The 21,644-nt window shown below is 39.9% G+C and carries 17 protein-coding genes; 10 read left to right on the top strand and 7 right to left on the bottom strand.

Annotated features, from left to right (window positions below; genetic code table 11):
* Positions 1–55: 55 nt before the first annotated feature.
* The 3 genes from yddG to AC5YDM_RS11450 all read right to left on the bottom strand — a co-directional run bounded on the left by yddG (position 56) and on the right by AC5YDM_RS11450 (position 3,710).
* A complete protein-coding gene (gene yddG, locus AC5YDM_RS11440; protein ID WP_496152241.1) occupies positions 56–973 on the bottom strand; it encodes an aromatic amino acid DMT transporter YddG in 918 nt (305 codons plus the stop codon).
* A 90-nt stretch (positions 974–1,063) separates the two neighbouring features.
* The gene (locus AC5YDM_RS11445) at positions 1,064–1,630 is read right to left on the bottom strand and encodes an SRPBCC family protein (protein ID WP_496152242.1); all 567 of its coding nucleotides are present in this window, start codon (positions 1,628–1,630) and stop codon (positions 1,064–1,066) included.
* 256 nt (positions 1,631–1,886) lie between these two features.
* Positions 1,887–3,710 (bottom strand): acyl-CoA dehydrogenase C-terminal domain-containing protein, encoded by a 1,824-nt coding sequence (locus AC5YDM_RS11450; protein WP_496152243.1) that lies wholly within the window; start codon positions 3,708–3,710, stop codon positions 1,887–1,889.
* A gap of 230 nt (positions 3,711–3,940) precedes the next feature.
* Here AC5YDM_RS11450 and AC5YDM_RS11455 point away from each other — a divergent pair, with 230 nt between their 5' ends.
* Positions 3,941–6,487, top strand: a complete 2,547-nt coding sequence (locus AC5YDM_RS11455; RefSeq protein ID WP_496152244.1) for a hypothetical protein — start codon at positions 3,941–3,943, stop codon at positions 6,485–6,487.
* 80 nt (positions 6,488–6,567) lie between these two features.
* Here the strand turns inward: AC5YDM_RS11455 and aroE are convergent, their stop codons facing one another.
* Complete coding sequence (gene aroE / locus AC5YDM_RS11460) at positions 6,568–7,356, bottom strand: shikimate dehydrogenase (RefSeq protein WP_496152245.1); 789 nt, start codon at positions 7,354–7,356, stop codon at positions 6,568–6,570.
* 681 nt (positions 7,357–8,037) lie between these two features.
* Positions 8,038–8,982, bottom strand: coding sequence for an oxygen-dependent coproporphyrinogen oxidase (hemF, locus tag AC5YDM_RS11465; RefSeq protein WP_496152246.1), 945 nt, complete (start codon positions 8,980–8,982; stop codon positions 8,038–8,040).
* A 246-nt stretch (positions 8,983–9,228) separates the two neighbouring features.
* Here hemF and hemN point away from each other — a divergent pair, with 246 nt between their 5' ends.
* On the top strand, positions 9,229–10,602 hold the full coding sequence (gene hemN, locus AC5YDM_RS11470) for an oxygen-independent coproporphyrinogen III oxidase (RefSeq protein WP_496152247.1): 1,374 nt from the start codon (positions 9,229–9,231) through the stop codon (positions 10,600–10,602).
* Between the two features lie 56 nt (positions 10,603–10,658).
* Here hemN and ribA read toward each other — a convergent pair whose 3' ends face one another.
* A complete protein-coding gene (gene ribA, locus AC5YDM_RS11475) occupies positions 10,659–11,261 on the bottom strand; it encodes a GTP cyclohydrolase II (protein WP_496152248.1) in 603 nt (200 codons plus the stop codon).
* Positions 11,262–11,589: 328 nt separating this feature from the next.
* On the opposite strand from ribA, the gene dxs reads away from it, so the two are divergent.
* The 8 genes from dxs to AC5YDM_RS11515 all read left to right on the top strand — a co-directional run bounded on the left by dxs (position 11,590) and on the right by AC5YDM_RS11515 (position 20,460).
* Positions 11,590–13,494, top strand: coding sequence for a 1-deoxy-D-xylulose-5-phosphate synthase (gene dxs, locus AC5YDM_RS11480; protein WP_496152249.1), 1,905 nt, complete (start codon positions 11,590–11,592; stop codon positions 13,492–13,494).
* Between the two features lie 119 nt (positions 13,495–13,613).
* Positions 13,614–14,444 (top strand): inositol monophosphatase family protein, encoded by an 831-nt coding sequence (locus tag AC5YDM_RS11485; protein ID WP_496152250.1) that lies wholly within the window; start codon positions 13,614–13,616, stop codon positions 14,442–14,444.
* Between the two features lie 467 nt (positions 14,445–14,911).
* Positions 14,912–16,801, top strand: coding sequence for a DEAD/DEAH box helicase (locus AC5YDM_RS11490; RefSeq protein ID WP_496152251.1), 1,890 nt, complete (start codon positions 14,912–14,914; stop codon positions 16,799–16,801).
* Between the two features lie 440 nt (positions 16,802–17,241).
* Complete coding sequence (locus tag AC5YDM_RS11495) at positions 17,242–18,060, top strand: ABC transporter ATP-binding protein (protein WP_496152252.1); 819 nt, start codon at positions 17,242–17,244, stop codon at positions 18,058–18,060.
* Positions 18,057–18,836 carry a lipid asymmetry maintenance ABC transporter permease subunit MlaE gene (gene mlaE / locus AC5YDM_RS11500; protein ID WP_496152253.1) on the top strand — a complete coding sequence of 260 codons (780 nt, stop codon included), beginning with the start codon at positions 18,057–18,059 and terminating at the stop codon, positions 18,834–18,836. Before AC5YDM_RS11495 ends, mlaE begins: the two co-directional genes overlap by 4 nt.
* Positions 18,836–19,504 (top strand): outer membrane lipid asymmetry maintenance protein MlaD, encoded by a 669-nt coding sequence (mlaD, locus tag AC5YDM_RS11505; protein WP_496152254.1) that lies wholly within the window; start codon positions 18,836–18,838, stop codon positions 19,502–19,504. Before mlaE ends, mlaD begins: the two co-directional genes overlap by 1 nt.
* 17 nt (positions 19,505–19,521) lie before the next feature.
* Complete coding sequence (locus tag AC5YDM_RS11510; RefSeq protein ID WP_496152255.1) at positions 19,522–20,157, top strand: MlaC/ttg2D family ABC transporter substrate-binding protein; 636 nt, start codon at positions 19,522–19,524, stop codon at positions 20,155–20,157.
* A 15-nt stretch (positions 20,158–20,172) separates the two neighbouring features.
* Positions 20,173–20,460 carry an STAS domain-containing protein gene (locus tag AC5YDM_RS11515; protein WP_496152256.1) on the top strand — a complete coding sequence of 96 codons (288 nt, stop codon included), beginning with the start codon at positions 20,173–20,175 and terminating at the stop codon, positions 20,458–20,460.
* Between the two features lie 133 nt (positions 20,461–20,593).
* On the opposite strand, the gene AC5YDM_RS11520 is transcribed toward AC5YDM_RS11515, so the two are convergent.
* Positions 20,594–21,607: a CorA family divalent cation transporter gene (locus AC5YDM_RS11520; protein ID WP_496124743.1), complete on the bottom strand. Its 1,014-nt coding sequence runs from the start codon at positions 21,605–21,607 to the stop codon at positions 20,594–20,596.
* Positions 21,608–21,644: the final 37 nt, after the last annotated feature.

Raw genomic sequence — 21,644 nt, forward strand, 5'->3', positions numbered from 1 at the left:
CGGCATGAAAGACCTCAAGTTGTGAAATTTGAGGTCTTTTATTTGAGCCTTTATTTTAATGTGAGTCTGTTTGGGATTTAGTGGCAAACCAACACAGAATCGCACCTGTAGTCACCATCCATACACCTTGCCAGAATGTAAACGACAGTGAAGTGTTTAATAGGATTGCAGCGATCACGGCTGATAGCACGGGTGTGAAATACGATGCACCTGCAAGTAAGGTTATATTGCCTGAAATGATTCCAATATTCCAAGCGGCATAGCCTAAGCCTAATGCTCCTGCAGCCATGAAGAGCGTCATGCTAGATTGGTAGGTGAAATGTAGCGTTGCTTCCCCCATGAATAAATACTTAATCCAGAGTACGAGGGCTGCGAGTGCAAAGAATAACGTGACTACATTCTTACCTTGTGACATTTTGACGGTAATGGAGCAGTACGCTGCCCAAATAATTGCAGCAAGGAATGCGAGTCCATAACTGATCGGATTTAGCACTACATTTTGGTACATTTGCATGGGATTAAACCCAGCTTCACCACCTAAAACCCAGCAAATACCGAGTAAAGCTAAAATACAGCCTGGAAATATTAAAAAATTACTTTTGACGTTATTAAAGATGATTGCAAAAATTAGGGTGAAAGTCGGCCAGAGATAGTTCACCATACCAACTTCAATCGCTTGGCGATTATTTTGTGCGTAACCAATGGATAGGGCAAAACATAATTCATAGCTAACGAAGAGTAGGCTACCCCACCATAGATATGGCTTAGGTACAGTAGAGAGTTTAGGGAGTCCCACGGTCATCCATAAGATGACTGAGGCAACACTATAAATGAGCGCTGCTCCACCCACGGCTCCAAAACTTTCACTAACACTACGGATGAGACCGACATTTGTACTCCAGAAGAGAATCGCAGTGAGACCAACTAAGGTCGCCATTTTCCGATTGAGCGTTGGCAATGCACTTAAAATCATAGAGCGACTCATCCATTGAGTGAAGTATTTTTAACCGTATTTTTCCTTAATATATGTGGGATAAATCAAAATAGATAGGGATCAAATTTGCTATTTTTGAAGTGTTTGAGTCTCAATATAGTGCTTTAAATGATTCGCCATTTCCCATTGAGAACCTAGAAAACGATAAAGTGCTTCAACTTCGCCTTTGGTTGAACCTTGTATAAATTTTTCATCTAAAGTGACCTCAATGGTTCGTTCAAATTCTGTTGTTTTAGTATCAATACGCTCAAATTCGTAAGTAATTTTTGAGTGAATTGGAACTTGTGCGAATTGCTCAACTCCAGCAATCACAAACTTTTTATTTTTTTCAAACTCAATTACATGCCATTCATTGGTCCAATTTTCAATTCCCGGAATTGGACTGGCGATAGATTCTTTAAATATGGTGTTTTTTCCAACTTTAAGATTTTTCGGTTCAATGGCCTGAGTCACACCTTGATTGATTTTAGGCCATTGATTCACATCAGTTAAAGTATTGAAGACTTCAGCGATAGGACGTTGAATCGTCACTTCAGCGGATCCACTTGCGCTGTAATTTAAGTTTTGAGTCGAATATGGCGTTTTTGTTTTTACATTCTGATGATTTATTTGGGCGTAGCTGGTTGTACTTAACATTAAAGTACTCAGTGTAAATGTGCTTAGCAGAGATGTGAGAAGTATCTTATTCATAGGATTAACTCTGTTGATATAAAACTGAGGTTTTAAAAAAGAAAATATTTTTGAATGAATAATAAAAATATGGCTCCTCAACTGATGTTTAGCTGTTGTTTTTTGTACGATTACGAAGCTTATAGAAGTCTATGATGATTCAAAAATAAAAAAAGACCGCCGAAGCGATCTTTTTATTTAGTCATAATGTATGAATGATGACTTAGTAATCAAAGCTAAAGTGTTCAGGAGCAAGTGAAGTCAACGTTTTCGATGGGTTTACCATAGATTCAGCATGCCCTTGGGTACGTGGCAATAAACGCTCGAAATAGAAATCTGCGAGTTTGATTTTAGCCTTGTAGAATTCTGGAGTCTCTGAACCTTCACCTGATGCTAATTTTGCAGAAGCAACAGCCGCTTGTTGAGCCCAGTAGTACGCCATCATCACATAGCCAGAGAACATCAAATAATCTACAGAAGCAGAAGATACGATGTCACGGTCTTTACGTGCTGCAAGCATGATACGAACAGTTAAAGCATTCCATTGTGCGCAGGCTTTGGTTAAATCCCATGCGAAACGACGCATATATTTATTACGTGCATGTTGACCACAGAATTTTAAGATTTCAGCCGTATAGTCACGAACAACTTTACCTTTAGAAGATAAAAGCACTTTACGACCAATTAAATCAAGCGCTTGAACACCCGTTGTGCCTTCGTATAGCGTTGAAATACGGGCATCACGTACGATCTGCTCCATACCATGTTCTTTGATATAGCCGTGACCACCAAAGATTTGCATACCGTGATTTGCTGCCTCTAAGCCAAGTTCCGTTAAGAAACCTTTAAGAATTGGCGTATAGAAACCTAGTTTGTCATCATAATCATCAAATTTGGCTTGATCACCCTGAGCCAATGCATCTGTCATCTTATCTGCAAGCTGAGCAGCATGATAAATCATTGAACGACCGCCTTCAGCAATCGCTTTTTGTGTCATCAACATACGACGTACATCAGCATGATGAATGATCGAATCCGCGACTTTCTCAGGCTCTTTTTTACCTGAAAGCGCACGCATAGACATACGTTCTTTCGCATAGGGTAAAGAACCTTGGAATGCCAATTCAGCATGTGCAAGACCTTGAACCGCTGTACCAATACGCGCGGTGTTCATAAAGGTAAACATTGCATGTAAGCCTTTATTTTTTTCACCGATCAAATAGCCAACTGCTTCATCAAAGTTAAGTAACGCTGTTGCAGAAGCACGAATACCCATTTTATGTTCAATTGAACCACACGTTACAGGGTTACGTTCACCCACACCGCCCTCTGCAGTAGGGATGAATTTTGGCACGATAAATAGTGAAATGCCTTTTGTTCCTGGAGGTGCATCTGGAAGACGAGCCAAAACGATGTGAATAATGTTTTCAGTCAGATCATGTTCACCAGCAGAGATGAAGATTTTGGTACCAGTAATCTTATAGGTACCTTCATCAGTTGGTTCTGCTTTGGTTTTCACTTGACCTAAGTCGGTACCGCACTGAGGCTCAGTCAAACACATCGTACCAGACCAAGTCCCTGCAGTAAGATGGGGCATATAGGTATTTTTTTGTTCTTCTGTGCCAAACTGCATGATGGTATTCATACAGCCCATGCTTAAACCTGGATACATGGTGAACGACCAGTTTGCAGTTCCCATCATTTCAGATTTGACCAAGTTCAAAGACATCGGTAAGCCTTGACCACCAAATTCTTCTGGGTAAGACAAACCTTGCCATCCACCTTGAACAAATTGATCATAAGCTTCTTTAAAGCCTTTAGGTGTGGTGACTTCTCCGTCTTTAAAATGACAACCTTCTTCATCACCTGATTGATTCAGTGGCGATAAAATGTTTTCACAAAAATCTGCCGCACCTTCGATAATCATATCAATTGTGTCTGAATCTGCAGATTCGCCATTGCTTAGAGTTTTGTAATGCGCAGGGTAGTCAAAGACTTCATTCATTAAGAAACGAATATCACGGACAGGCGCTTTATATGCTGGCATTTAATCATTCCTAAATCTGTAAATATTAAAAATATTCAATCGTTAAACAGAGTATGAGCTGAATTGCCAAAAAAACATTGATAGTGACTAATTTAAAAAATGTCAGAAAAGCGAATTGGTAGAATAAATCATCATCTGGATTGCATCTATTTGTTAGACTGCTTGTGTGAATTTTTTGTTACTATCACATCACAATAAACTATAAATAACTCAGGTTTCTAACGAATATTATGCAATTAAAATATTTATCAATTTGCTTGCTCGGACTAAGTATTACTGGTTGTAGTCAACATGTCATTAAATCCAATACTGATCATAATTTAGGGCTCGCAGAACAGGCGACTCAGGGACTCAATGCTTTATTTGAAAATTCCAGTTATGACATGAAAGGACAATTTTCCATTCAAACGGATTTACAGTTTGAGCAGGAAGAAACACATAAGGAAAAAGAAGATAAACCAACAGTACCTGTACTTGATCCTCAGCTTAAAAAGCAAATTGATCAATTAATCAGAACTCAAAATATTCCATTTAGCCAAAAAGAAAAGAAAGTGCTCTATCAGGCTTTGGCTGAAAAGAATGACTCGTCAGATGATGATTATCGTTATGAGGGGCGTTCGCCTAAAACTCAAATCGCACAGTCTCTCGTAAATGTTTTGAATGATTTGCAGTTTAGCTATAGTGGTTCGGTTCATTTCAGGCAAAAATTGGCTGCTTTAACGTTGCAGTTAAATTATCAAAAGCCAACTTTGCAAATACAAGCTCAGCTCCCGATGGTTGTTGATTTTAATGAATATAAGTTTTATACCAATTATTTTGCGATCATGCCGTTTATGGTGAATCGTGATAGCCAAGGGCGTTTGGCATATATTGATTTTTCAAAACATAAAGAAGCTTTTGAGCAAGTTGATCTTAAAAATTTTGCTGAATATCTAAAGCAAATGAATGCATTGACCTACACACTGGCAGATGCAAATCAAGTCCATACCTTGGGATTGACTCAGGATGAGAAAGCCCAAGGTGCATTGAAAAAAATTCGTTTTAGTGGCGATTTAGATACCGTTCATACTCAGCTTGAACTCTATGATTATGTCAACGAGATTTACTACACCGAGCAAGTAAAAGGTGAGCAGTACAGCGAGGATAGCCAAAGCGTTGAAGACGAGAGAGCTTCAGAAGCTGTAGAGGCAGCAACAGAGGCAGCAGATGCCGCTGCTATGGCGGCTCAGGCAGCGTACGAGTCATCTACTGATGCAGATGAAGAAGGTAAAGCATATGCATCATCTGAGCGTGTTTATCAGCTGATTAATGAAAAAATGCATAGTTTGATGTATCACGAACATGACCATGGTGCTGAAGATGAAGAAAGTTCTGAAAATGAGTCGGATCAAACGGCTTATGACGCTACAGCAGAGACAGCGACTGAAGCTGCTGCAAATGCTATAGATGCCGCAGCTGATGCAACAGCAGTTTCTTTAGAAGACTTAGAGGAAACGGATCGTTTAGAGCATAATGAAGAATCTAGAACGCTCTCAGAAGAAATCTGTGAAGCCTTAGTGAGAACAAAAAATGTTCCGATTGGTAAGGTGACACTGTGTATGGACTATCAAGATGTTCGAGTGATTCCAAGTCGTGATGACATTCAGGAAAGTGGCGATGCAATCGCTGATGCTGAGGAAGCGAGTTCTGAGGATGCTTCTGTAACAGCGCTTGAACAACTTAAACCATTATTTAAGCCATACCAATCACAACAGCTTATTGATGCTCAGCAGTTTAAACAATTATGGCAAAAGCATGAGTCTGAGATTAAAAAAGTTTTAGCAGAGCATCAAACTGCAACAACCAGTGTGGTGATAGATCTCACTTTAGATCCAAAAGGTCGTGTGCAGAATATTGATTATGATATGGCATTTAATGAGTCTGATTTTGGCAAGCTTAACTTCAAAAGCACCAATCAAATTTTAAATTATGGAAATGCGACAGCAATTGATCGACAGGCTTTGAAAAAGGCTCAATCCATTGAGGAAGTCAGTAAAGGCTCTTTACTCGAAAATGCGATCAAGGGGGTATTGGCACCGATTACTGGCGAGTCCCATTCAGCAGCAGCGCAAGATGCAATTGATGCAGCAGCTGCAGCCACACTTGAAGCAAGTGAGACAGAAGCTGAGATCGAGTTACCTGATTATTTGAGTACTGTTGCTTTGCAAAGTTATAAGCGACATCAATCGGAGCTTAAAGCATACCAAGCAGCTTTCGTTGTAGCCTTTGCTGGATACCGTGCGGAATACCTCAAATATTATTCTGCAAAAGCCTTAGATGAAATTTCAGAGATCTATGCATATCAATTTGTAGAGGATTTAGAACAACCTAACGGACAGGCTTTAAAACGTTTAAACCAACTTCGTGAAAAACATGCGCTGCAAAGTGGACATGATTTTGATGGTTTGGGTTCAACGGTGAATGAATACGTACAGGATGGTATTGCAGATTATAAAAAGCAGTTAGAGTGGAATGAGCTAAAAAAGAAATACAGAACTGAACAAGCCATCTTTGCACAGCTCTATTTGCAAAAATATATCGATATTTATGATGTAACTGAGTCTGATAAAGCAAGTTTGACTCAAGCTTCTCAAGTCTATGCAAAAGCTTATATGGATGATCGTAAAGGTCAACTTTCTGAAGCATCTGTATCAGCTTTAAAAGCTGAATATGAAGATTTATTTAGTCAGTCAGTTTATCTAGAAGCTTATAAGTACATAGACAATTATACGAAATAGCAAATGAATCATCTGAATTAAAAAGAAGCTCAAGTGAGCTTCTTTTTTTGCTTTTTAACGATGTCTTTTAAAATATGCTTTTAAATAAAATCTTTTAAATCGGGTTTAACACCATTCCAAATTGAGAATGATTCAATCGCTTGACCGACTAACATACCATAACCTTCTGAGTAGGGTACATCTCGCGCCTTGGCTTGATCGATGAAGCTCGAAGGTTTGCCATACGCCATTTCATAAGCATGTTTAAATTGTAGTTCTGGTGGCAAGATCAATGCTTCACCTGACAGGCTGGCAGAAGTAGCATTGATAATAAAATCAAAATCACCTGACAGATCATTTAAAGAAATAACGGATAGTTCACACTCAGGAACAGCACTTTGAAGGTCTGTGATCAATTGTTCTGCACGTGCTAGTGTACGATTTGCGATGACGATTTTTTTTACACCCGCTTGAACCAATGGGTAGATTACGCCACGTGTCGCACCGCCTGCGCCAAGAATCAAAATAGAACTGTCTTGTAATGGCCAATTTAAAGTCGTGATAGCATCGACTAAGCCTTGTCCATCCGTGTTATCACCATGAAGTTTGCCATCTTGCATCCATAAGGTGTTTACCGCTTTGGCTATTTTGGCACGTTCAGTCAATACAGCACATTGTGCGAAGGCTTGTTCTTTAAAAGGCACAGTTACATTCATTCCAATACCGTGATTAGAAAAGAAATCTTGAATGTTTTCAATGAAGCCATCAATGGGAGCAAGGCGCTTTGAATATTGTAAATCGATACCGACTTTCTTTGCGAAAGCTTGGTGAAGCTCAGGAGAGCGAGACTGTTCAATCGGATTACCAATAACTGCAAACTGTTTGCTCATTACGCAAAGTCCATGTGCTGAAAATGGTGATCAATATACGTTAAATTAGAAATGTACTAAAGCCTGAACAATAAAACTCAGTATTCACAACAATGAGTTTTTAAAATTATTTTTTCAAAAGTATTAAAAAAAGGATTGGATAAAAGGAATGGATATTAGTGTGTGGGATTACAGATATCGTTAAGGGTACGGATACATAAGTAAGAGATGTTAATCAATAATCCAACCGCTGTAAAAACGATGAGGCTGATTCCAAAACTATCATTGAAGAAACTTTCAGAAAAGATGGTTGTACTGACTGCACTGATGAATGCAATGAGAAGTAACCAAAAGATAAGCACGGTAGAACGGATTTTTTTGCTTTGCATGTGAGTTCCCTCAATGATGGAACTGAAAAATCGGGCATTTAAGCCAAATCGTTCTAACCATGGATGAATAAATATTGTATGCAGTGTACGCTATTTCAGCTCATGATATTCGATCAAGCATGTCAAAAATGTGACAACATATATTTATTTGCAAGTGAATCGAAAGTTAGCATGAGGTTATGTAAGTATTCTTTCTCTTATGAAAATAGCATACGAGTTTTGTAATACGATTTATCTCTTAATACAGCATAAAAATAACCCCTATGCTGAAACACAAGGGCTATTAATGATGTGGTTTTTAAAGGCTTGTAGGTTATTTTTTCAGTTCAGATAACCAATCTTTAGGTTTTAAATAATAATCTGTTAAGCGTTTTTCTGGAGAGCCTTCATCCCATTCAGGACGATAAGACCAGCCTGTTAGTGGTGGTAGACTCACTAGAATCGATTCAATACGACCACCTGTCTGTAGGCCAAACAAAGTGCCGCGGTCATAGACCAAGTTGTACTCGACATAACGTCCACGACGATACAGTTGGAACTCACGCTGTGCCTCAGTATAGGTTTTATCTTGATTACGTTTAAAGATCGGTAAAATGGCTTCTAAGTAACCATTACCCACAGCTTGCATGTATTTAAAACAGGTTTCAAAGTCCCATTGATTTAAATCATCAAAAAATAAACCACCTACACCTCGTTGTTCATCACGATGCTTTAAGTAGAAGTAATCATCACACCATTTTTTATGTTCAGCATAGATATTTTCACCAAATGGTGCACAAAGATCATGTGCGGTTTGGTGCCACGACAGCAGATCTTCATCATTTGGATAAAATGGGGTTAAGTCAAAACCACCACCAAACCACCAAATCGGTTCTTGACCTTCTTTTTCAGCAACAAATAGACGGACATTGGCATGGGAAGTTGGAACGTTAGGATTTTTAGGATGGATCACCAAAGATACGCCCATTGCTTGAGCTTTTGCTCCTGCAATTTGAGGATGGCGTTCGGTTGCAGAGGTTGGCAGTTTTGAAATATTGATGTGTGAGAACATCACACCGCCTTTTTCAATCACTGTACCATTTTGTAGAACTCGTGAACGACCACCGCCGCCTTCTGGACGTTCCCAATCATCAATTTCGAATGTCGCTGTACCACCGCCTGCAATTTCTTGTTGTTCTAAGCTTGCACAAATGCGTGCTTGTAAATCTACGAGAAAATCACGTACACGCTGAATATCTGCAGAAGTAGGATTCGACATGGCAAGCCTCTTGGGCAAAAGAAAAACTGGATACATCAAAACATAAATTAACTTAAAAATTAAGGTGATTTTCTCGATCTTTATTATCGGTGGGTGATGGAGTTCTGGCATACCTCGAATATTAAACGCTGAAAATGGAATTTATTCCGACTATCTTACTAGGTTGAATTGATTGGAGAAGCTCAGCACAATAAGTCAAATAAAATTCATATTATTGTTGTATTAAACGGTTATGGGGCTATCGAAATGTCGAATCCAGTGAATTCTTTCATTCAGAAATATAATGTTCCTGGACCACGTTACACCAGTTATCCAACAGTGCCGTATTGGGATGAACAGCATTTTTCATTGGATTTGTGGAAGCAAACACTGAAACGATCGTTTGATGAATCCAATGCAACAGAAGGGATCAGTCTTTATATCCATTTACCATTCTGTGAAAGCTTATGTACTTTTTGTGGTTGCCATAAAAAAGTCACGAAGCGCCATGAAGTTGAACAGCCCTATATTCAGGCGGTATTAAAAGAATGGGCATTGTATTGTCAGCTTCTGGTCGATCAGCCAGTGATTAAGGAAATTCATCTGGGTGGTGGAACACCGACATTTTTCTCAGCAGAACATTTGAAACAACTGATCGAAGGCATATTATCTAAAGCAAAAATTGCTCATGAATACGAGTTTAGCTTTGAAGGGCATCCAAACAATACAACCAAAGCTCATCTACAAACGTTGTATGATTTAGGTTTTCGCCGCGTCAGTTATGGTGTTCAGGACTATAACGAAAAAGTACAGAAAGCGATTCATCGAATTCAACCGTTTGAGCATGTAAAACAAGTGACTGAATGGGCGAAAGAAATAGGATATACATCGATTTCACATGATTTAGTGTTTGGTCTGCCATTTCAAAATTTAGAAGATGTACTCAATACGATTGATCAAACGAGTTCTCTGATGCCGGATCGTTTAGCCTTTTATAGTTATGCGCATGTGCCTTGGATTAAGGGCAATGGACAACGTGGATTTAAAGACCACGATGTCCCTAAAGATGAAATGAAACGTCAATGTTATGAAGAAGGCAAAAAGAAACTGCTTGAACAGGGCTACCATGAAATCGGCATGGATCATTTTGCTTTAGAACCAGATCCCATGTATCAGTCATTCCAAGCTGGTAGATTGCATCGTAACTTTATGGGCTATACCGCATCCAAAACCCAAGTCATGATTGGGCTGGGTGTGTCATCGATTAGCGATAGCTGGTATAGCTTTGCACAAAATGAAAAGAATATTGATGATTATTATGTCAGTTTAGAGCAGGAACAAATTCCAGTTTATCATGGGCATATTTTGTCGGATGAAGATTTGGTCATTCGGAAGCATATTTTAAATTTAATGTGTAGCTTTGAAACATCTTGGTCAGATCCAAAAATGGACTTTCCCGAGTTAAATGATGTACTCAATCAATTAAATGAAATGCAACATGATCAACTTCTTGTTATAGGCGATGAGTCTATTCGTGTGACAGAAGCAGGAAAGCCATTTGTACGGAATATTTGTATGGCATTTGATTTGAAATTAAAAAGAAAAATGCCAGAAAGTCGTATTTTTTCGATGACGATTTAACGTTAAGTCAGCACCCTTCTTAAAAGGAGGGCGCTGTTAATGGCTTACGAATTGAATTAAAAATCTTCTTTGTCGTACATGTGTGACATACGTTCATGTTTGGTTTTTAAATAATCTTCATTAAATTTATTTAGGCCAACTGTTAATGGAACGCGATCAACCACATCAATACCTAAATCGGTCAATGCTTTAATTTTTAAAGGATTGTTGGTCAATAACTTGACCTGTTTGATTTGTAAATGATCGAGCATGATGCTGCACATATCATAGCGGCGTGCATCCGCAGGTAAATTCAGCAATAAATTTGCATCTACAGTGTCATGGCCTTGATCTTGAAGTGCGTAGGCACGAATTTTATTGGTTAATCCAATACCACGACCTTCTTGACGTAAATACAGAATCACGCCTTGACCAGCATCATTAATCAGTTTTTGAGTTGCTTGTAACTGAGGGCCACAGTCACATTTCAAAGAAGCAAAAGCATCCCCCGTTAAACACTCGGAGTGAATGCGTACTAAAACAGGCGCAGTTGGTGCTATTTCTAAACCTTTTGAGAGTGCTACATGTTCTTCGCCTGTTTGAGGATCTTGGAAAACTGTGATTTTGAAATCACCAAAAGCAGTGGGTAATTGTGATGTGGCAACAAACTCGATAGGCACAGCGACTTCCATTACATGTTCATAATTTAACTAAAGTATAGCTTAATGCTACGACCTTGGTGGTAGTAGAGTATGTAAATTTGATGAGAACATTTTCTTTTTTTGTATAATGCACATAATAGTAGTTGATAAGTACTAAGGTTATTCAGGATAATCTACCTTACCTAACGACGCCCGATTAAGCAGCTGCTTAATAATGCACCAATATAAATGTGGTTGATTGACGGTGATTTTTTTTGATTCTTGGCATGTTTTCATGCGATTGAGAATCGAGTTAACCCATTTTACCTAGCTTAGGATTTGCCAGGCTTAGAAGGCATTGCTACATATGTTGTATACCGAGATTCCTACTCAACGCCCAGTGACGCCCTTGTTGGATGCTATCGATCATCCATTACAACTGCGTAAGCTAGCGAAAAACCAATTGGTTCAAGTCGCGGATGAGTTACGTCAATTTATTTTGTATGCAGCTGGTCAAAGTGGTGGACATTTTGGCGCAAATTTAGGTGTCATTGAGCTGACTGTCGCATTACATTATTGCTTCAATACGCCAAACGATCGCCTGATTTGGGATGTGGGTCATCAAGCATATCCACACAAAGCATTAACAGGTCGTCGTGAACAACTTACAACCATTCGTTCTAAAAATGGTTTAGCCGCATTTCCAGCACGTGAAGAGTCTGAGTTCGATACTTTTGGTGTGGGGCATTCATCAACTGCAATCTCAGCAGGTTTGGGGATGTCTTTGGCGCGTCGTCATTTGAAAAACCCTTGTGATGTGGTTGCGATTATTGGTGATGGTGCAATGACAGCAGGCATGGCTTTTGAAGCGATGAATGATGCTGTGGCGCATACTGCCGATCTGATCGTTGTGCTGAACGACAACGATATGTCTATTTCGTGTAGTACTGGTGGATTTGCTAAGCATTTAGCTGCGATTTGGGAAAAAGGGCAGTCTGTACAGATCGATGATGAAGGCGTGCCTTATATTGAGCAACACCCTGAATGGTCTTATAATTCTCGTTTACATCAATCTGCAACAGATGCAGCAGATAACTTATTTAGTGCAATCGGTTTTGATTATTTTGGTCCTTTCGATGGTCACGATGTTGATGGTTTGGTCAAAGTATTTAATGCTTTGAAAAAACGTAAAGGTCCTCGTTTGGTTCATATCTATACTAAGAAAGGCAAAGGTTTTGCACCTGCTGAATCTGACCAAATCAAATATCATGCAATTTCTAAAATAAATACAACAGCATCTACAAATTCTGCCCCTAAATATTCAGATGTGTTTGGACAATGGTTGTGTGATGAAGCACAGTCCGATGAGCGATTACTTGCGATTACTCCAGCCATGTGCGAAGGCTCTGGTATGGTTCAGTTTGCAAAGCAATTTCCTGAACGCTTCTTTGATGTAGCGATTGCTGAACAGCATGCAGTGACGCTTGCAGCGGGTATGGCATGTGAAGGTCTTAAACCTGTTGTTGCGATTTATTCTACATTCTTACAACGTGGTTATGATCAATTTGTACATGATGTTGCATTACAAAATCTAGATGTGACTTTTGGCATTGATCGAGCAGGGCTTGTCGGTGAAGATGGTCCAACGCATGCAGGTGCGTATGATTATGCCTTTATGCGTACTGTACCGAATATTGTGATCATGGCACCTAAAGACGAAGATGAATGTCGCCAAATGTTGCACACCGCGTATCAGTATAATGGACCAGCAGCTGTACGTTATCCGCGAGGTAATGGATTAGGTGTTGAAATTCAATCTGAATTAAGTGCAATAGAAATTGGTAAAGCTGAAGTTGTTTTGGAATTAAATACTGAACATGATGATGGCATCACGATTCTTGCATTTGGTAGTCGCGTAAGTGTTGCTGTAGAAAGTGCGCAAAGTTTAGCAAAAGAGCTGGATGTGGCGATTCGTGTGATTAATATGCGTTTCGTTAAGCCTTTAGATGAGCAAATGATTCAGCGCTTTGCTGAAAAAACCCAATTGTTTGTTACTGTTGAAGAGCATGCAGTCATGGCTGGAGCGGGTAGTGCAGTCAATGAGTATTTAGCTAAAGCGCAAATTGTCAAACCCATGTTGAACTTAGGTTTACCTGATCTATTTCAGGCACAAGCTACACATAGCGAAATGTTAAAAGAATGTGGCCTTGATGCACAAGGTATTGAAAAATCAGTCAAACAGGCATGGTTGAATACTTTGCAAATGGTTTAATTTTTCCAAATTAAAATTTTAGAAACATTTTTCCCCTAAAAGCGTCGACATTTGTTAAAATGCCGGCGCTTTTATGCATTATTCTTTATCAGTATCTTCAAATTTGTAGTGGGTGTTCAATGGAACCTATGGTGGTTATGGCTGCGCGTGCGGCTCAAACAGTTGGTCAAGAGCTTTTAAAAGCGCATCAGAATCGTCATAAACTTGATCTGCAAGTTGAAGAAAAAGGCATCGATGGTCCAGTAACGCGTGTAGACCGTTATTTAGAAGAATTGACTATCGAAACTCTCCGTAAAAGCTATAAAAATCATAGCTTCCTTGGTGAAGAGTTTGGTCTACAAGAAGGTAAAGGTCATGACGCTGATTGGTGTTGGGTGATCGATCCTTTAGACGGGACTTTAAACTTTATCAATGGTTTTCCGCATTTCTGTATTTCTATCGCTGTTCAACATAAAGGTGTAACTCAACACGGTGTTATTTATGACCCTGTTAAAGATGAGTTGTTCTCAGCAAGCCGTGGTCGTGGTGCGATGATGAACCAACGCCGTATTCGTGTGAATATTAAAGATAGCTTAGAAAATACATTCCTATCAGTAGGTCATGCTTACCGTGCTAAACGTAACGGTGAAATTGTTTCTTACGCAAAAAATCATTTTGAGTCTTTGTTGGCTGTGACTGAACAAGGTGCTCAATACCGTCGTTCAGGTTCTGCTGCATTAGACTTAGCTTATGTTGCTGCCGGTCGTTTTGATGGTTATTTCGAACTTGGTTTGAAACCATGGGACATCGCTGCAGGCGAGTTGATCGTGAAAGAAGCGGGCGGTACTGTAGTTGATGCTCGTGGTGGTACAGATTCTATGGAAAATGGTCAAGTATTGGCATGTTCTATGAAAATGTTAAAGCCACTTATGCAAGCGGTTGTTCCAGCTTGGGGTGAAGCTGCTAAATAAGCAGATCAAATTTATGAAGATATTTTCATAATGTGTGTTGTGCAGCATTTTATGAAATAAATAAAAGCCCTCTTATGTGAGGGCTTTTATTTATTTCAATAATGGATTTTTCATTCAATTTGATTTGATCTGTAATATAAAATGTAAAAAGCAATTAAACTTAATGACATTATAAAAAAATCTGTTATACTCCGCCCACGCACTAAATTTCGTTCATTACCTGAACATTTCTCTTCTATATTGTGTATGCGCGTCCGGTCCATCGAGAGGACAATATTTCGCGCCCCACCCAATCGCTTAAGCGATTCCTTCAGGTTCAGGCTGTAATCATGTGTGCGTTATACGCATCGTCGTTCTCGGATCGCCGCTGATTCTATATTTTCAGCGATTATTGCTGTGCCGCTATTTGCCGATGTCCATCAGACTTTATATTTAATGGAGCACCCAATTTTCGGGTGAAACACTCTATGAGCAAAACTTTTGCTGATTTTCAATTACACGAATCACTTCAACAAGCACTCCAAACTTTAGGCTTTACTGCGCCTACTCCTGTTCAGGAACAATCAATTCCTGCTGCTTTAGAAGGTAAAGATCTTCTTGTATCGAGCCAAACAGGTTCTGGTAAAACTGCTGCATTCTTACTTCCTACATTACATGCATTGGCAGGTAATGAAGATACGCTTCTTTCTTTCAAAGATCGTATGCGTGCTGTGACTGCACCTTCAATTTTAGTTTTATGCCCAACACGTGAATTGGCTCAACAAGTAAGCCAAGACGCGATCGGTTTCGTACGTCACATGAAAGGTGTGCGTATTGCTGCGATCATGGGTGGTATGCCTTTTGGTAAACAAATCCAACAGTTAAAAGGTGCACAAGTTGTTGTAGCGACTCCAGGTCGTTTACTTGACTTAGTAAACCGTCGTCAAATTAAACTTGATCAAGTTAAAGCGTTAATCGTAGATGAAGCAGACCGTATGCTTGATCTAGGTTTTTCTGAAGACTTAGAAGCGATCAGTGATTTGGCGGGTAACCGTGATCAAACATTAATGTTCTCTGCTACTTTTGCTGGTCGTATTATCAGCCTTGCAGAACGCATGATGAATGATCCACAACGTATTTCTATCGAAACTGGTCACTCTACAAATACTGACATTACTCAGACTTTGCATTGGACTGATGGTTTTGAGCACAAGAAAAAATTATTAACGCATTGGTTAAACGGCGAAGACGTTGATCAAGCAGTTGTATTTGCTTCAACTCAAGAAGATACAGATATGTTAGCTGAAGAGCTAGCAGAAGCTGGTCTTTCAGTTGTAGCACTTCATGGTGCTATGCCACAAACTGTGCGTAACCGTCGTTTACGTAGCATCCGTGAAGGTCGTGCAAAAATTCTAGTTGCAACTGACGTTGCTGCTCGTGGTCTTGACGTACCAACAATTTCTCACGTAATTAACTTCGGTCTTCCAATGAAGAACGAAGACTATGTACACCGTATTGGTCGTACAGGTCGTGCGGGTCGTACTGGTAAAGCAATCACTTTAGCAACTTACCGTGAACGCGGTAAAATTCGTGCTTTAGAAGATTTCCTAGAAGCGCGTTTAAATGTTTCTGAAATCGAAGGTCTTGAGCCATCTCCACCTCCTGCACGCGGTAGTCGTGATGGCGGTGGTCGTGGTCGTGATGGCGGTGGTCGTGGTCGTGGCGGTTTCGGCGGTGGTCGTGGTCGTGATGGCGGTGGTCGTCGTTTTGAAGGCGAAAGCAACTTTAAACGTCGTGAAGGCGGTGATGATCGTCCACGTCGTAGCTTCGATGACAAACCACGTGGCGAACGTCCAGCATTTGGTGGCGAAGAGCGTCCACGTCGTGATTTCAGTGATCGTCCACCACGTCGTGAAGGCGGTTTTGGTGATCGTCCACAACGTTCTTTCGATGATCGTCCAAAGCGTGATTTCGGTGACCGTCCAGCTCCACGTCGTGAAGGTGGTTTCGGTGATCGTCCTCGCTCTAACGATGACAACCGTGGCAACCGTGTAGATTACAAACCACGTGAAGGCGGTTTTGGTGATCGTCCTAAGCGTGATTTTGGCGATCGTCCAGCTCCACGTCGTGAAGGCGGTTTTGGTGATCGTCCTAAGCGTGATTTTGGTGACCGTCCAGCTCCACGTCGTGAAGGTGGTTTCGGTGATCGTCCTAAGCGTGATTTTGGCGACCGTCCAGCTCCACGTCGTGAAGGCGGTTTCGGTGATCGTCCACAACGTTCATTTGGTGGCGAAGATCGTCCACGTCGCGAATTTAATCCTGACCGCCCTCGTCGTGAAGGTGGTGAAGAGCGTCCACGTCGTAAATTTAACGACTAAGATCTCGAAATAAATAAAAAAAACCAGTCTTAGGGCTGGTTTTTTTTATTGCTTAAAAAAAACAACATGCTAAAATAATGTTAACCAAGTCATATTTTAAAAATAAAAAGTAAATTATGAACAATCAAACACAGGCTATATCTAATACTTCAAATCTAGGTTCAATTATGATGTATATGTTCTCAGCACTTGCTATTGCCAATATTGCTTATTTTTTATATAGCGTTGCTATCTGAAATATAAGACATGAATTTGTAATTTTAGCTTTGCTATTAAAGATATTTTTGATCACCTAAAAATTTTATAACTAGATATAAGTATAATAAAATCAGAATAATGCTAATATTGTGCCTAAATTTTGTTAACCTTTCATAACATCTAAATTCAGCTAATTAAGAGTATAGTATGCGGGCTGATAAATTGCAGGAACACGCACAGCTATGAATAATCAAACGCTACACGATGCTCAGGCACTTATTGAAGTTAAGAATTTGAGTTTTAATCGTGGTGAACGTGTCATCTACGATAATGTCAATTTAAAAATACGTCGCGGACAAATTACAGCGATTATGGGGCCATCAGGCACAGGTAAAACGACATTGCTTAGATTGATCGGTGGACAGCTTAGTCCCGATCAAGGGCAAGTTTTGCTCGACGGCAAAAATATTGCAGATATGAGTCGTCCAGAGTTGTTTGCATCACGTGCACGTATGGGCATGCTTTTTCAAAGTGGTGCACTCTTTACCGATATGTCGGTTTATGAAAATGTCGCTTTTCCAATTCGTGCACATACTAAACTGTCCGAACATTTAATTCAGGAATTAGTGGCACTCAAATTAGAGTCTGTCGGTTTACGCGGTGCTGAACAAATGATGCCTTCAGAGCTATCTGGTGGTATGAATCGTCGTGTTGCACTCGCACGCGCCATTGCACTTGATCCTGATTTAATCATGTACGACGAACCATTTGCAGGGCAAGACCCTATTGTGATGGGTGTGTTGACGCGCTTGATTCGTTCACTGCGTGAAGCTTTGGACTTAACCACAATTATCGTGTCGCATGATGTGACAGAAACTTTATCTATCGCAGATTACATTTACGTAGTAGCAGAAGGCAAAGTGCAAGGTGAGGGTTCGCCTGAGCAATTGCGTCAGCATGCATCACCCTTTGTAAAACAGTTTTTAACAGGTTCTGTTGAGGGGCCTGTCGATTATCAATTTAGTCATCAATCCTATTTGCATAAAGAGGTGCGTTCATGAATGCTATCGCCTTATTAGGTAGACGCGTGATTGAGCGTGTGCAGGGAATCGGTGTTGCCACAATCATGTTGTTGCGGATTTTATTTTCAATGCCAACCTGGATTGGTGTGAAATTATTTATCTATCAGATGTATCGTGTTGGCGTCATGTCATTGTTGATCATCGTTGTATCAGGTTTATTTATCGGCGCTGTATTAGGTCTACAGATGTATAGCATCTTGGTGACTTTTGGTAGCGAAGCGATGCTGGGTGCTGCTGTATCACTGACATTGCTTCGTGAACTTGCACCTGTCGTTGCAGCACTTTTATTTGCAGGGCGTGCAGGTTCAGCATTAACCGCAGAAATTGGTTTGATGAAAGCGACAGAACAACTGTCAAGTATGGAAATGATCGGTGTAGATCCGCTTAAACGAATTATATCTCCACGCTTATGGGCAGGTATTTTTAGTTTACCTATGTTAGCTGTCATATTTGCGGCAGTAGGCATCATGGGTGGCAAAATGGTCGGTGTTGATTTTCTAGGTGCGGATGAGGGTTCTTATTGGAGTGGAATGGAAAATGCTGTTCAGTTCTATAAGGATGTCTTCAATGGCACGATTATTAAAAGTTTTGTATTTGCGTTGATTTGTACATGGATTGCCGTTTACCAAGGTTACTCTTGTGAACCAACGTCAGAAGGTATTGCAACATCAACAACTCGCACAGTGGTGTATTCATCTCTTTGCGTATTAGGTTTTGATTTCGTGTTGACTGCGGTCATGTTCGGAGGTATTTAATGAAATCACGTACTAGTGAGCTAGCAGTCGGTGTTTTTGTCATTTTATTTGGTGTTGCGCTATTTTTCTTGGCAATGAAAGTCAGTGGCTTAATGGGGACTAAACTTCAAGACAGCTACAATATGACAGCGACCTTTGATAACGTAAATGGGATTAAACCACGTGCAAAAGTCGCTTTGAGCGGAGTTAAAGTGGGTGAAGTGGAAGATATTAAACTTGATCCAATGACACGGTTGGCAACGGTACATATCAAGTTAGATGGAACTTTAACTTCATTCAATACAGAACAATTGAAAGAAGTACAAAAGAACGCCCTTGAGGAGCTACGCTACAGTTCAGATTATGAAGCCGCTGATCCTGCACAACAAAAAGTAATGGAAAAGCAACTTATTGATAACATGAAATCCATCACTAATATTGATGAAGATGCTTACATAATGGTAGCAACCAATGGCTTATTGGGTGAGAAATATTTAAAAATCGTTCCAGGTGGTGGCATCAACTACTTGAAGCGTGATGGTCAAATTAGCAATACGCAAAGTACGATGGAAATCGAAGACCTCGTTTCTAAATTCGTTACAGGTGGTGCAGGTGAGTCTAAGAAAGGCGCAGATGCCGATTCAGTACCATCTGAAACAACAGATGAACAAGCTTCATTTGTTGAATAATTTTTGAGGAAAATGTAATGAATACTTTATTAAAACAAACTTTAACTGCAAGTGTAATGACTGCAATGTTTGCTGGTACTGCGATGGCAGCACCGGCTGAAGCACCTCCTGCATTTGTAAAAAAAGTGGCTGATGGTCTTATTTCACGTTTAAAAGCAGATCATGCAAAATTACAAAATAATCCAGCAGCAGTGAAAGCAATTGTTCGTCAAAACCTTGACCCGTATATTGATTCGCAAGGTTTTACGCGCCTAGTGATGGGTACTTATGCGAACAACCAATATAGTAATGCTGCACAACGTGCTCAGTTTGAAAAGAACTTCCGTGAAACATTGATCGAAAACTACGGTAGTGCTTTTGCGAAGTTTAGTAATCAAACCTACACAATCCGTCCTTATAAAGCGACTTCAAGTGCAAACCCTGTCGTAACGATTGATTTCAATAATAAGGGTGAAAAAATTCCAGTGTCTTTCCAGTTGGCTGACCGTAATAACCAATGGAAAATTCGTAACATCAACGTATCTGGTATTGATCTAGGTTTACAGTTCCGTAATCAGTTTGCGGCGACTGTTAAACGTAACGGTGGTGATATTAATAAAGCAATTGCAAACTTTAAGCCTGATGCTGAAGCTGCAATTGATAAGAAAAAATAATCGAGAGAAATTCTTGTGATTACGTTGAAAGATCAAGAAGTTCAAGTCTCAGGTAAGATTAGCTATGACAATGCTGAAGCTTACTATCAGGCAGGATTAGATCAAATTCGTCAACTCAATCAATTTCCTTTGGTTGTTAATTTGGCTGAACTTGAGCATGGTAGTACTTTGGCTTTAGCAGTGATGGTGAGATGGTTGCGCCAAACACCTGATGCGCATAGCTTACACTTTAAGTCAGTACCTCAAAAAATGATGAAGATTATCCAGTCTTGTCATTTGGAAAATGACTTAAAGTTAATTTAATGCTTTTAAAATTTTGAAAGAAAGCAAAAACAAAAAAAGCACCGAAAGGTGCTTTTTTATTTGCGATAACAGGTTTTCAATCCATCGGTAATCTTTGCTGGGTGCTAGTTTAAAGCAGTGCTTCAAAGCTCGCTCAAATCCATTTTTTCCAACGGAAATACAGTAGTGGACCCACAAAAAATGCCACGAGAATCAAGCTTACAATGATAAAACTGGTGGTCCCTTTTGCATAAGGCAGTACGTCTGTGTTCATACCATAGATACTGGCAATGAGCATTGGAGGTGCAAGCATACTCGGTAAAATCGAGAATCGACGAATCGTATCGTTCTGCTCAGTATTAATGAATCCTGAGGTTGTATCGAGTAAGAAGCGAACCTTTTGGAAGAGGAATGCATCATGTTCAACCAGTGATCGAACATCCTCACTGAGCTCTCGAATATCAGCATCATAAATATGACTGCCCAATGCTCTTGGACGTGCTAAGAAGGTGAGTACACGGCGTAAGTCGATTAAGCAGAGTTGAGCTTTACCTAGAACGTCTTCTTTCTGAGCGAGACGGGTAATCATGTCGTCCAAATCTAAGATTTGTTCACGATGACGCACGTTTAGGACTTCAGTCGAGTAGAGTTCTAGGTCTTTGTGAATATCTTCCAAGATATCCGCAAGTTCATCGAGTTTGGCTTCGAGTAAACCTAAGAGAATCCACGTCGGGTCTTTATAGTCGATGTCATAATCATTACGTCTTGCTCGTGCACGAAAGGCACGGAACGCAACCAGCTTTTCACCACGTAAAGTAAATAAGTGATCTTTATGTAGAATAAAAGCAACGGTTTGAACCGTGGCTAAAATATTGCTGTTTTCGTCAGAATCATCTTCGACTTGGTAGTTTTTATTTTTCGTTAAAAAATATGTACTGATATGTAAAATACCATCATCATCACGGTAGAATCGTGCTGAAGAGGAAATGTCTTCTAAAGATTTTAAGGTGGGTAAATTTTGTTGATAGGCTTCTAGAACCCATTCTTGCTCTTCTTGTGAAGGCGCAATTAAGTCAATCCAAACCAATTCTGGATGAAGATCAAACCCACCATTAATTGTTGCGTCTTCTAAGCTACCGCGCTCTGTGGGGTAAAAGGCTTCAAGCATTTTATCTTTTCTCCTTTGCGCAGTATGGTTTATTTGA

Source organism: Acinetobacter sp. CY81 (assembly GCF_059515925.1).